A 13,190-nucleotide genomic window follows, 5' to 3' on the forward strand; every position below is an offset into this window, starting at 1 on the left:
ATCGATTGTTGTTATTCACGTATGGCTCGGCGCGTAATGCGCCAAACCCTCAGCACAAGGTCGCAGCTCGGCATTAGGCCAGTCACAGCCTGGCATCAGCCAAGTCGCGGCCCAGTATCAGCCCAGCGTGTCGGGCCCGAAAACCTCGGACCACGCCTCCAGGCTGGTCAGGCGCGGGTGCGCAGCGCGGTACTCGCGTTGCATCTTCGCCCAATTCTCGCGCAGCTGCTTGTGCATGGCAAAAGAGTCCTTCACTAGCTGCTTCGCCTTGTCCAAGTCTCGTTGCCGGTACACCACACCACGCCCATCGGCGGTAGTGACGGTAGCCCCATCCAGCCGGCTGAGAGAGTACCAGCGGGCATCAATGGGCGGCAGGTTCATCTGCGGGGTGGAATGGTGGGCGGGGTCCGCCGGGCGAACCGAATGCAGCAGCCCCTTCGCCAACGCCGTCACCTTCCGGCGCATACCGCGCGGCTCCACCGTCACCCCACCGGGCCCACCAGAGGGGGCAGGTAGGTCGCTGGCGGAACGGAGCACCACCGCATCCGGGAACTCGCGGCGCATCGCAGCAACCTTCGGGAGGGCCGTGGGCAGCAAGTCGAAAAGGGCATCGGGGCCACGCAGGAAGTCCTTAATGGCCTCAATCTGGATGGCGACAGTGCTGTACTCCAGGCACAGCGTGTGCTTCACCACGGCCTTCGCCATGGACGCCAACATGCCGTTAATGGAGTCCCCCTCCGGCTGGGTGAGGGCGGCCACCACTAGGCGGTTACGCAGATGGAAGTAGGCCTGCCAGTCGATCGCATCATCCTTATCCGACCAGGCCATATGCCAGATGGCGATACCGGGCATGGTGACGGTGGGGAAGCCGTGGGCGCCGGCCCGCAGGCCGAACTCGGCATCATCCCACTTGATGAAGAGCGGCAAGGGTTGGCCGATGGTGTCCGCGACCAGGCGCGGAATGAGGCACATCCACCAGCCGTTGTAGTCCACATCGATGCGGCGGTGCAGGTCCGCAGTTTCCTTCCAGCGGAGGTCGGCTAGACCCGTCTGCTCGGCGCCCCGGTGGTCGCGGGCTGCCGACAGTGGGTATTGGCTGAAGTCGTGGTCGTAGTGGACGTGCGGGGCGGAGGTCCACATGAAGTCGGCGCGGTTGACAACCTCGCCCATGGAGTGGAGGTGGCTGCGCTCCTGTAGGTTGAGCATCTGGCCACCGACCAGCATGGGCTGCTTAGCGAAGCGGGCGAACGCGACTGCGCGGAGGATGCTGTCGGGTTCGATGGCGATGTCGTCATCCATGTAGAGGATGAAGGGGGCGGTGGTGTGCTGGCGAGCCTCATACATGATGCGGCTGTATCCGCCGGAGCCGCCCAGGTTGCCCTGTTCGAAGCGGAAGAAGCGGCCGTCGGGGGTGACGGGAAGCGGCTGGCCGGCTGCGTCGGTGGCGCCGTCCACTCCCTCGCCAATGCCGAAATGGGCTGCGGCAGCTGCAAACTCGGGGTGGTCGATAACTTTTTTGGTGCCCTGGTCGGGCATCAGCACAGCTTCGATGATGGCGTCCACATCCGGGTCGGAGGCCAACGCCTGCAAGGCCGCCACCGCATCGTCTGGGCGGTTGAAGGTGGGGATGCCAATAACCACTTTGTTGGCGTTATCGACCTCTTGGGTAAGGCCCGACTGCGGATCCGTATAGGTGACGGTGGCGGGGGCGGCGACGGGGGCATACCAGCCACCCTCCAGCAGCTCCACCGGGGTGTCAGCGGTGATGTCGAACCACAGCCAGCCGCCATCCTCAAAAGGCTCCAAGCCAAGCGTGAGCTCGACGATGCTGGACCCGTCCGCACACAGGGTGACCTGCGGGTCCAGGGAATGCGGCGTGGCAGTACCATCACCCTCCGCCCCAAAGAAGGAAGCGCCAGTAATACCGATGCGCGACCCATCGATCTTCGACCGGTACGCATCTACCCGGCCCGAGCCGGTGAGATGCAGTCTCAGCACCACCGACGTGAGGGTGCTCCAACGCCGCCAGTAGGAGGCGGGCAGACCATTGAAATACGTCTCGAAGGAGACTTCCGAGTCTGCCGGAATCCGCAAGGTGGTGCGGCTCGGGGCGTGGCAGCGACGCGGATTGGTGGACGCCTCCACCAAATAAAGGCTGCGCACGTCAAGAGGCTCACCCGGGCGCGGGGTAATGATGCGGGCAAGCCGCTCCCCTGCAAAAGTGGAAAACTGTGCGGACGTTGGAGCAGTGGACATTAGCGCTGACCCTTTCCTTTCAAGGCAGCACCATCAGTCCAGTAGGGGGCCAGCTGGTTGTCGAACATGGTGAGGGCGGACGCAATAGCCATGTGCATATCTAGGTACTGGTAGGTACCCAGCCGGCCACCAAACAACACTTTCTGGTCGGCGGTTTCGGCGGCAGCCAGCTCCCGGTAGGCGGCCAGAATCTCGCGGTCCTCCGGGGTGTTGATGGGGTAGTACGGCTCATCGTCTTCCTCCGCGAAGCGGCTGTACTCCTTCATGATGACCGTCTTGTCCTTGGGGTAGCGGTCGGCCCGCTCCGGGTGGAAGTGGCGGAACTCGTGAATACGGGTGTAGGGGACGTCTGCGTCGTTATAGTTCATGACGGCCGTGCCCTGGAAGTCCCCAATGGGCAGAACTTCCACATCAAAGTCCAGGGTGCGCCAGCCCAGGCGGCCCGCCGAGTAGTCGAAGTAGCGGTCCAGCGGGCCGGTGTAGACGACAGGGGCATCCGGGTTAGCGGCACGCACGTCCTCCCGCACATCGAACCAGTCAGTGTCCAGCTGCACATCAATGAGGTCGTGATCGATCATGGCACGCAGCCAAGCAGCGTAGCCGTTCACTGGCAGACCCTCGTAGGTGTCGTTGAAGTAGCGGTTGTTGAAGGTGTAGCGCACCGGCAGGCGGGTGATGTTTGCTGCCGGGAGCTCCTTCGGGTCGGTCTGCCACTGCTTGGCGGTGTAATCGCGCACGAAGGCCTCGTAGAGCGGGCGGCCGATCAGTGAGATGGCCTTCTCCTCCAGGTTGGTGGCCTCTTCCGTCTTCACCTCGGAGGCCTGCTCCTTGATGAGGGCGCGGGCTTCGTCCGGGCTGTAGTACTTGCCGAAGAACTCGCAGATAAGGCCGAGCCCCATGGGGAACTGGTAGGCCTTGCCGTCGTGCATGGCGAACACGCGGTGCTGGTAGTCCGTGAACTTGGTGAACTTGGTGACGTAGTCCCACACACGCTGGTTGGAGGTGTGGAAGAGGTGGGCGCCATACTGGTGAACCTCGATGCCGGTTTCCGGTTCGGGCTGCGAGAACGCATTGCCGCCAATATGGGAACGCTTCTCGATGATGAGGACGCGCTTGCCTAGTTGGCTGGCGGCGCGCTCGGCGACGGTCAGTCCGAAGAAACCGGAGCCGACCACGATGAGGTCGTATGACTGAGTGTTCATTATGTGAACGCCTTTTCTCGTACACACTAGGGGACGCGGTGCGCCCTAGATGGGGGGGAGGTGTTCCGCTCGGGAAAACACCTGTGCGTTACCGGGCGGTGAGTCCCCTTAAGCCTAGCCAATATTGTGCCTAGAACGGATGTTCATGGACAGGTAATACCAAGATGCCATCCCTACGATGACCGGCGTTAATGGGGAGATGGTATCCGCGGAAATCTGCTACAAATGGCATTTCCCCACGTTATCCATGTAACATTTGATGTCTCACCACACATATACATACATAGGAGCTTTTCATTGGGGTATGTCGCGGTGCTCCTCGGCACAACTGCGAATAGCAGCGACAGGTAGCCAGCATGCGGACTCGATGGGCAGTCAGCGTGAGGACTTGACGGGACTCGTCACCCCCCGGATTTATTCCCTGAAACTCCCCAAAATCTTGCGGATGTGAGAAAAATCCCGGGACAAATCGGTGGTGTGGCACTAGACAGCAAACATAACCTTTGCGATTATTGTTACTATTGTTAAAAGTGTTACAAGTGTGATTTTGACAGTTAGTATGGCGTCGAGAGGACCCGTCTACTCCACCACGACCTAGGCCATAGCTCTACACATACAAAGGGACAAGAACAGAACTATGAAGCGTTTGACTACTCGGCTACTCGCCGCAGCAGGGGCACTCACGCTCACGGTAGGACTCATCAACCCTGAAACAGCCCAAGCCGCAGCCACCATGCCTTCACCCATTCTGGACCCCTTCTTCAACGTCCCCGCAGCCCAGTACACCCACAAACCCCACGGCAAACTCCTCCGCAGTCGCAAACTCCCCGCCTTCCTCGTCCCCGGCGGCAACGCCACCCAAATGGTCTTCTCCACCCGCGACACCTTCAACCGCCCCACCTACGCCACCGCCGTCCTCGTCAAACCCGCCAACTTCCCCAAAAACGGAAAAGTTGTCGTCTTCAACGACTTCATCAACTCCCTCGGCATCGGCTGCCAACCCAGCTTCTCCTACTCCAGCCTCAACCCCGAATGGAACACCCGTAGCTTCATCGCCATGTGGTACGCCGCCATCGCAGCCCGCTACGGATACGCCCTCCTCATCCCCGACCACGAGGGCATGAAAGCCGCCTACACCGCCAACATCCGCGCCGGACACATCGTCCTCGACGCCGTCCGCGCCATGAAAAACACCCCCAGCTTCGACATGCGACACAGCTGGACCGGCATGCTCGGCTACTCCGGCGGCTCCATGGTCAGCCTCTGGGCCGCCAACCTCCGCGCCGACTACGCCCCCGACGTCCACTTCGACGCCATCGCCGTCGGCGGCACCCCCACCGACCTCCAATACTACGGAGTCCGCTTCGGCAACCGCCCCAACGACGCCTTCGGCCTCGCCTTCGCCTCCCTCGTCGGCCTCGAACGCGAATACCCCAAGAGCATGCGCGTCACCCCCCGCCTCTCCCAACACGGCAAAAGCAAGATGCGCGTCCTCAAAGACGCCTGCTCACCGCGCCTCCTGCAATCCCTCAAAGGCGAATCCGTCAACACCATCTTCGACGGCATCAGCCTCAACCCCGCACAAGAACGCTCCGCCTTCCGCGTCCTCCGCGAAAACAGCCTCTACTACGACCAGCGGCACCCCAGCCGCGGCACCAAACTCTACGTCTTCGGATCCCGCACCGACATCGGCGCTCCCATCCGCCCCCTCCGCGCCACCATGCGCCGCTACTGCGCCACCGGATCCCGCATCCAATACATCGAAGTAAACGACCCCAACCACGTTTCCACCGCCTTCTACAACATCCCCGCAGCCGCTCAGTGGCTCTTCCAGATGAGTAACGGCGGAAAGATGCGCAACGACTGCCGCCGTATCCCCCGCTAACCGCAGCACCCTCCCCGAAGGAAGAGAACCCACCCACATGACGACACGGACCACCCGCCTCAAAAGCATCACCGCCGCGACAGTCACTGCAGCTGTACTAGCTGGCTCCGTCGTAGCTGCCACCCCCGCCGACGCCACCCCCCTCTACGACACCACCCCCCTCGGCTCCTTCTTCACCGTCAGCCAAGCCAAGCTCAACTCCGTCCCCAACGGCACCCTCATCCGCGTCCGGCCCGTCTCCAACTTCGTCGTCCAAGGCACCCAGGTCCTCCAATACGTCTTCAAGACCACCAACTCCCACGGCAAAGCTGTCCTCGCCAGCTCCGCCGTCATGCGGCCCATCATCGCTCGCCCCAACAACAACGTGCTGGTCTACAACGACTTCATCAACTCCCTCGGCGTGCAGTGTCAGCCCTCCTTCTCCTTCAACGCCACCGCCGACTGGATCACCACCGGCGGCCGCACCCCCAACGCTAACCGTAAAGCCGAAATCATGACGCGCAACGCGTCCCTCTACGGCATCGGCGCCCTCGCCGCAATCTGGGGCATCACCACCATCTTCCCCGACTTCCTCGGCCTCCAATCCGCCTACGGAGCTAACCTCCTAGGCGGACACATCATGCTCGACGCCACCAAAGCCGCCCGCCAGATCAAAGCCCTCAACATCCCCAACCCCAAGATCATCCTCGCCGGCTACTCCGGTGGCGCAATGGTCGCCGGCTACGCCGCCTCCATGGCCCCCACCTACGCCCCCAACCTCAACATCGTGGGCCTCGCCGCCGGTGGCATGCCCGTCGACATGGTGTGGATGGGCAAAGCCCTGGGCAACAACCGCAATGCTGGCTTCGGCATCGCCATGGGCTCCATGATCGGCATGGAACGCGAATACCCCGACCGCATGAACGTCTACGCTCGCCTCTCCAAGCACGGCAAACAAATCGTTGACGCCAACCGCGACGCCTGCACCCCGCGCATGCTCGATGCCATGGCGAACGAATCCGCCACCACCATGTTTAACAACGTGAAACTGCGCGAACAGCACAACGAATTCGCCGTCTTCGCCGAAAACAGCCTCATCAACTACAAGCCCGTCCCCCGCGTGCCCGTCTTCATCTGGTCCAGCAGCCGCGACGACCTCGTCCCCCTGCCCCTCATCAAGAAGGTCACCAAACGCTGGTGCCGCACCAACCACAACCTCAAGATCCAGATCATCGACACCTTCGTTTCCAACCACGTCACCAACGCAGCCGTCGGATCCTGGTTCGCCTTCCCCTGGGTCCTCAGCCGCTTCGCCGACCTACCCCCACAAAACACCGAGTGCTAACCCAGCCCGGCCGGGCAGCCGCCGCACCCCCCCACACACACACGGCCCGCCCCCACAAACCTACAACTCCATACAGAACCACCCGCTCTGTCGGAATAACCCCCGACAGAGCACCACCACCCCAACTAAATAGGGCACACACAACATGCCAACACCGACCCTAACCCTTGCGTAACCAGCGAAAAACCCGGAAAACACCACGGAAACCACCCCTGGGATCCCCCGGAAATCGACCCCGTAAGGCCACCCCCAAGCGCTACGCGGCAGAGTAGAACTACGAGGATAGGGAGCAAATCGGTAAAGTGTAGCCTGCCAGCTATTGAGAGAAAGAGAGAAAGCTGATGACAGCACGTCGAAGCTTCCGGACGAAACTCATGTCCGCCCTGTGCGCCGTCGCACTCGCCGCCGGCACCGCGGTCGCCGTCAGCCCCGACGCTACCGCCGCCCCCATCTACCCCTCCAAGGTGAAGGACCCCTGGTTCCGAGTCCCCGCCTCCAAGTACGAGAACCTGCCCCACGGACGCCTCATCAAGAGCCGCTCCATGAAACTGGTGCAGTTCCCCACCGCAGTAGCCGAGCAGCTCGTGTTCGCCTCCACGAACTCCCGTGGCGAAAAAATCTTTGCCACCGCCCTGCTGCTCCGTCAGCCGCAGTCCTACGCCATCCCCAACGTGCCGCTGATGGTGTACAACCACTTCATCAACTCTCTCGGCGCTGAGTGCCAACCCACCTACTCGCTGACCACCCCCATCACCGAGTTCAACAACCCCGAGTCCCTCACCGTCGCCGGTGAAATCTCCCTCGGTCTGAACGCCGCACTGTCCCAGGGCTGGAACATCCTCCTCCCCGACTTCGAAGGCATGCAAGGCGCCTATGGTGCCAACATCCTGGCAGGACACATCATCCTCGACGCCACCACCGCCCTGGTGACCTCCCGTAAGTTCAACTCCCGCCACTCCAAGGTCATCCTCGGCGGCTACTCCGGCGGCGCCATGACCACCCTCATCGCAGCCTCCATGGCCCCCAAGTACGCCCCCGCCCCGCGCTTCGTCGGTGCCATCGCCGGCGGCACCCCCGCCGACATGGAATGGATGGGCCTCGCCCTGGGCAACAACCCCAACCCCGGCTTCGGCATCGTCGCTGGCTCCATGCTCGGCCTCGAACGCGAATACCCCGACCGCATGAACGTCTTCGCCCGCATGAAGCCCGAATGGCAGGACCGCCTCCGCAAGGGTCTCAAAGATTCCTGCGTCTCCACCATGATCGCTGCCTTCGCCGGCCAGTCCATGCGCAGCGTCTTCAACAACGTCGACATCCGCAAGCAGAAGCGCGAACTGGAAGTCGTCCGCGAGAACAGCCCCCTCTACTACCCGCTGTCCCCCAAGATGCCGCTCTACCTCTACCACGGTAACCAGGACATCGCCGTCCCCGTCGCCAAGATCAGGAAGCTCGCCCGCCGCTACTGCAGCACCGGCACCAAGGTCACCCTGGCCACCATGGACCTCTCCGAGCACCTGCTCGTCGGCTTCGTGGGCCTGCCAAGTGCCGCTGCCTGGGCCCAGGCACGCTTCGCCGGCACCCCCGCACCCAACGAATTCTGCGAGGGCCGCGAATACAACATCCTGCCCCTCGGCCAGCTGCAACCGCCCAAGAACTAAGCGGCCACCAGCGCACTAGGTGGCGCACTAGTGCAGACCAGCACCCCCTGGCACCCGCACTAGCCGCACCGCAAGGGTTCCACACAGCCTTTGTCCATAACACAACCACTACACAACCCGGGTCCGCATAACATCGTCCGCACGGCCCTCCAAACACTCTCAATAGCAGGAGAGGGTGGGAAGCCCAACCAGGCTTCCCACCCTCTCCTTTGCACAGTGGCAAACACACAGTGACAAACGCACAGTCACCAACACAATGGGCAGTGACGTGCCGCAGTTAGGCGCTCAGCAAACGCTCCAGCACCACGGCCACACCATCCTCATCATTGGATACTGTCACCTCATCCGCTGCAGCCTGCACCGCCGGATGCGCGTTCTCCACGGCCACACCCCACGCCGCCAACTCCAGCATGTCCATATCGTTCGGCATATCACCGAACGCCAACAGCGTCTCCTCCGACAGATCCCAGTAATCCAGAATCCGCACCAACGCCTCCCCCTTCGTGGCCACTGGGTGAGAAATCTCCACCAGACCCCCATCCACCGAGTACGTCGCATTCGCCACCGGCTCCACCAGCGGGCACAACATCTCAGCCATCTCCGCACTGGATATATCCTCGGCACGCACCAGCAGCTTCGCCGCCGGCTCCTCCGCCAACGCCGCCAACGACGTCCGCGGCGCATTCTGCTCGTACCAGATGTGCTCGTTATTCTCAGCGATCAAAAACTCCTCCACCGGGCCTTCACCCGTGGACGGCGTCATCTCCGAGGTAATGCGCTCCACCGCAAAGCACGCCTCCGGCAGCGCCTCGTGCACACTCTGCACAATGTCCTGCAGCACCGTCGGCTTCAGCACCACCCGGCGCAACACCTGGCGGTGGAACGAATCGTAAATTACCGCGCCGTTCATGCAGATACACAGGGGGCGCACCGGCAGCTGCTCCCACACCGGGGGTAGCCAGCGCACCGGCCGACCCGTCGCAATCACCAGCGGAATATGGCACTCATCCAGCTGCGCGAGAACCGCCTGGGTACGTGGGCTCACCCGCTTATGGGAATCCAGCAGAGTGCCATCCAGGTCGGTGGCCACCAGCCCCATACCACCATGGGCAAGGGGGGGTACACTGCTAACACCAAACTCAGCGTTTGCGGGCATCGGCATCGTCCCCGAGAGCTACCGTCTCCTCCAACACATGCACCGCTTGCTCAGTGGCGCGGGCGGCATCCTCCAAAGCGCGGGTTGCCTCGCGCTCCTTCTGCCGACGAGCCGCCTCCAGCTTCTTCGTGGTCTTGCGGACCTCATCGGCCGCCGCCTGCTCCACCCGGGCTTCCCGGGCGATAGCGTGGCGAATCTGGCGTTCCTCCCCCGCCTTCCGGGCCGCTTCCTCGGCGTCCGACAGGTAGGTCAACAGGGACTGCGCCTTCTGCGACAAGTACTCTGCGCCAGCGTGTAGCGACTTTGCGGTGCGGTGACGGAAACCGGTGGCGAACTCCGTCACCGAATCCGAACTGGCCCCCAACCGGCGGGACGCCTTGCGGCTCGACAGCACGGTCGCCCGCTCCAGCTCCACCGCCGCAGAGGCAACCGTCTCCGTCATATTGCGGAGCGAACCAGCCCCCGCCTTCCGCTTGGCAACCTCCCCATCCGGTGCCTTCGCTGCTTCTGCCAGCTCCTCAGCGGCCCGGTTGAGCTTCTCGGCGGCGGCCCGCATGCTGGTGAGGCGGGACAGCTTCGCCTCCGGGGCGGCCTCGTCGGCAGTGGCGTCGGTGGTGTTGAGGATGACGGTGTGGACTTCCTTAGCCGCCTTGTAGGAGTGGCGCATCATGGCGTTGGCGCGCTCGCGGTCCTCATCGATCTTGTCGTCGGCGACCTGCGCCTCCTCCAAGGTGGGGGCGCTGCCACCCAGGCGGGCGGGCATCCACGGCAGCCCCTCCTCGAAGGGACCGAACTGCTCAATGTAGCGCTGCTGCACCTCTTCCAAGGTTTTCTGCATGGTGGCCCGGAGCTGCTGGGTGAGCTCCTCCGGGTCTCCATCGGATACGTCCATCGGTTCACAGAAGTGGACCATGATGGGGATGCCGCGCTCCAAGTTGGGCTTAATGTTGCGACGGTAAACGCGGTGGGAACCCCACACGATAACGGGATAGATTTTGACACCGGCGCCCTGCGCCATGCGTACGGCACCCGTCTTCATGTCTTTAATTTCGTAAGAGTTGGACATGGTGCCCTCGGGGAAGATCGCAACCATCTCGCCCTTCTTCAGCATGTCGATGGCGGTGTCCATGGACTCGCGGCCGGCGATGCGGTCCACCGGAATGTGGCCCAGTGCGCGCATGATGGGGCCGGCGACAGGGTTTTCGAAGATCTCCTGCTTTGCCATGTAGCGCGGGTTGCGCTTGGCGCGGAGCAGCGGAATACCCGAGAAGTAAAAGTCCACATAGCCGGTGTGGTTGATGCACATGAGTGCACCACCCTTTTTCGGTATGTTTTCTTCCCCGGTGACGACGATGTTGTGGCGCAGCAAAAACGTCACAGTTCGTGCAAGTCGGGAGATAAACGAATAGAGAGGTTCCAAGGCCATTACCTCACTGTAGTGCGAAAATGAGCGGAAAACTAGCAAACACCTCGTTCCGCTAAAACTGGTGCTTTTCGACAACCAGATTCCGAACTGTGACTAAAACCACTCTAAGGAAATGCTATTTTTGCAGTTCGTTTACAAAAATGTGTAACGCGGCCCACAATTAGCGGTCTAGCTGCTCAAACACTGATTTACGGCCCCTAGCGTAGGATGTACGGTAAAGCAGTACCCATTCCCTGACTCTCGGGGACATAAGGTTTTCTACAGGAGGACTCACTTGTCTGCACCGTCCGAACTCACTCTTGAGCTTCGCGAATCCAACTGGGATCGCCTCGGCTCCGAACAATTCGACATTCTCATCATCGGCGGCGGTTCCGTCGGTGTAGGCGCCGCACTCGACGCCGCCACCCGTGGCCTGAAGGTCGCCATGGTCGAGGCCCGCGACCTCGCCTGCGGCTCCTCCAGCCGTTCCTCCAAGATGTTCCACGGTGGCCTGCGCTACCTGCAGCCAAACCCGATCCCCCAGTTCGGCCTAGTCGCCGAATCGCTGCACGAGCGCGAGCTGTCCATGCACACCCTGGCGCCACACCTCGTCAAGCCGCTGAAGTTCATCTACCCCCTCACCACGCCGTTCTTTGAGCGCATCATGATGTTCGCCGGCTTCACCCTCTACGACCGCATGGGTGGCGCCAAGACCGTCCCGATGCAGAAGCACTTCACCCGCAAGAGCATCCTCAAGAAGATCCCATCGCTCAAGCCCAAGGCCACCTGCGGCGGCGTCCAGTACTACGACACCCTCGTCGACGACGCCCGCCACACCATGATGGTTGCCCGCACCGCCGCGAAGTACGGTGCTGTCATCCGCACCTCCACCCAGGTCATTGACTTCCTCAAGGACGGCGACCGCGTCGTCGGCGTCACCATCAAGGACACCGAAGACGGCCGCACCCAGAACGTGAAGGCCTCTGCCGTCATCAACGCTACCGGCGTCTGGACCGACGAAATGCAGAACCTCGCCGGCGCCAAGGCCAAGTTCCACGTCCACCAGTCCAAGGGCATCCACATCGTGGTCCCCAAGGATCGCATCAAGTCCGACTCCGCCCTGTGCTTCGTCACCGAGAAGTCCGTACTGTTCGTGATTCCGTGGGGCAACTACTGGATCGTCGGCACCACCGACACCTCCTGGAAGCTCGACCTGGCCCACCCGGCCGCCACCAAGACCGACATCGACTACGTCCTGGAAGAGCTCAACTCGCGCCTTCAGGAACCCATCACCTACGCCGACATCGTCGGTGTGTACGCCGGTCTCCGCCCGCTCGTCGCCCAGGCTGGCCAGCAGAACACCGAGAAGCTCGCCCGCAACCACGAAGTTGCCCGCCTGTGCCCCGGCCTCGTCTCCGTCGCCGGCGGTAAGTACACCACCTACCGCGTCATCGGCAAGGATGCCGTCGAAGCCGCCCTCAAGGACGTTCCCGGCGAGGTCGCCAAGTCCACCACCGAAGAAACCCCCATCATCGGTGCTGACGGCTACTGGGCACTGACCAACCAGCTCGACGCCCTCGCCGCCAAGTGCGGCATCACCGAGGATCAGGTTGAGCACCTCCTCAACCGCTACGGCTCCCTCATCTTCGACGTGCTCTCCTACGCCAAGAACGATGCGTCCCTCAAGAAGCCCATCACCAACGCCGAAGGCTACCTCCGCGTCGAGGCCGTTTACGCCGCCGCAGTGGAAGGTGCTCTGCACCTCGAGGACGTCATCACCCGCCGTACCCGCATCTCCATCGAATACGATGATCGCGGCATGGATTCCGCCCAGGAGATCGCCGACCTCATCGCCCCCGTCCTCGGCTGGGACGATGCCACCAAGGAGAAGGAAGTTAAGCTCTACCGCGACCGCGTCGTCGCCGAGCTCAACTCCCAGAAGGCCATCACCGACGAAGAAGCCGACGCCCTCCGCAACCAGGCCGAGGAAGCCCGCCCGGCCTACGTTGACGACGTCGACAAGAAGTAACACCATCACCCGGAATCACTTACTTCACACATGTGACCTCCTGATGAAAAAGGCGCCTCCCCGCTCTCCCCGGGGAGGCGCCTTTTGCCCTCATGAGCAGGTGAGACCCCATATGATCAGGACCTGAAATGTAGCCCAGATCACGGTGAAATGCTTGCAACAAACGTAAGGTGTGAGGCAACAAACCTGCCTCACCGGACACAACAAAATACGATTAAGAGAAGATCTGTCGTTTCACTACTTCGAGTACGCAGGTTCTCCCCCCCGCTCTCCTG

8 protein-coding genes are annotated in these 13,190 nt (G+C 62.2%); 4 read left to right on the forward strand and 4 right to left on the reverse strand.

The features are described from left to right. Positions 1-117: 117 nt before the first annotated feature. Positions 118-2,256, reverse strand: coding sequence for a glycosyltransferase (locus tag Q0X28_RS03615; protein ID WP_298576593.1), 2,139 nt, complete (start codon positions 2,254-2,256; stop codon positions 118-120). Then, positions 2,256-3,461, reverse strand: a complete 1,206-nt coding sequence (glf, locus tag Q0X28_RS03620; protein ID WP_296239605.1) for a UDP-galactopyranose mutase — start codon at positions 3,459-3,461, stop codon at positions 2,256-2,258. Before glf ends, Q0X28_RS03615 begins: the two co-directional genes overlap by 1 nt. A 634-nt stretch (positions 3,462-4,095) precedes the next feature. Between glf and Q0X28_RS03625 the strand changes: the two genes are divergently transcribed. The 3 genes from Q0X28_RS03625 (at position 4,096) to Q0X28_RS03635 (ending at position 8,325) form a co-directional block, all read left to right on the forward strand. Then, a complete protein-coding gene (locus Q0X28_RS03625) occupies positions 4,096-5,343 on the forward strand; it encodes a lipase family protein (protein WP_298576595.1) in 1,248 nt (415 codons plus the stop codon). Positions 5,344-5,380: 37 nt separating this feature from the next. Continuing rightward, on the forward strand, positions 5,381-6,667 hold the full coding sequence (locus tag Q0X28_RS03630) for a lipase family protein (RefSeq protein ID WP_298576597.1): 1,287 nt from the start codon (positions 5,381-5,383) through the stop codon (positions 6,665-6,667). A 341-nt stretch (positions 6,668-7,008) separates the two neighbouring features. Then, entirely contained in the window at positions 7,009-8,325 is a 1,317-nt protein-coding gene (locus Q0X28_RS03635) for a lipase family protein (protein ID WP_298576599.1), read from the forward strand. Between the two features lie 277 nt (positions 8,326-8,602). On the opposite strand, the gene Q0X28_RS03640 is transcribed toward Q0X28_RS03635, so the two are convergent. Together Q0X28_RS03640 and Q0X28_RS03645 are read right to left on the reverse strand one after the other, a co-directional pair. Next, entirely contained in the window at positions 8,603-9,481 is an 879-nt protein-coding gene (locus tag Q0X28_RS03640) for an HAD family hydrolase (RefSeq protein WP_298576601.1), read from the reverse strand. Then, the gene (locus Q0X28_RS03645) at positions 9,465-10,907 is read right to left on the reverse strand and encodes a 1-acyl-sn-glycerol-3-phosphate acyltransferase (RefSeq protein WP_298576603.1); all 1,443 of its coding nucleotides are present in this window, start codon (positions 10,905-10,907) and stop codon (positions 9,465-9,467) included. The genes Q0X28_RS03640 and Q0X28_RS03645 overlap by 17 nt, the downstream gene beginning before the upstream one ends. Positions 10,908-11,181: 274 nt before the next feature. On the opposite strand from Q0X28_RS03645, the gene Q0X28_RS03650 reads away from it, so the two are divergent. Continuing rightward, positions 11,182-12,915 carry a glycerol-3-phosphate dehydrogenase/oxidase gene (locus Q0X28_RS03650; RefSeq protein ID WP_298576605.1) on the forward strand — a complete coding sequence of 578 codons (1,734 nt, stop codon included), beginning with the start codon at positions 11,182-11,184 and terminating at the stop codon, positions 12,913-12,915. Positions 12,916-13,190 lie beyond the last annotated feature (275 nt).

It is taken from the genome of uncultured Lawsonella sp. (genome assembly GCF_947252745.1).
Classification (GTDB): domain Bacteria; phylum Actinomycetota; class Actinomycetes; order Mycobacteriales; family Mycobacteriaceae; genus Lawsonella.

Excerpts from the sequence above, each read along its gene's own strand:
- Q0X28_RS03635 (WP_298576599.1), top strand. The coding sequence starts at position 7,009 with ATGACAGCACGTCGAAGCTTCCGGACGAAACTCATGTCCGCCCTGTGC.
- Q0X28_RS03625 (WP_298576595.1), top strand. The coding sequence starts at position 4,096 with ATGAAGCGTTTGACTACTCGGCTACTCGCCGCAGCAGGGGCACTCACG.
- Q0X28_RS03640 (WP_298576601.1), bottom strand. The coding sequence starts at position 9,481 with ATGCCCGCAAACGCTGAGTTTGGTGTTAGCAGTGTACCCCCCCTTGCC.
- Q0X28_RS03645 (WP_298576603.1), bottom strand. The coding sequence starts at position 10,907 with ATGGCCTTGGAACCTCTCTATTCGTTTATCTCCCGACTTGCACGAACT.
- Q0X28_RS03615 (WP_298576593.1), bottom strand. The coding sequence starts at position 2,256 with ATGTCCACTGCTCCAACGTCCGCACAGTTTTCCACTTTTGCAGGGGAG.
- Q0X28_RS03630 (WP_298576597.1), top strand. The coding sequence starts at position 5,381 with ATGACGACACGGACCACCCGCCTCAAAAGCATCACCGCCGCGACAGTC.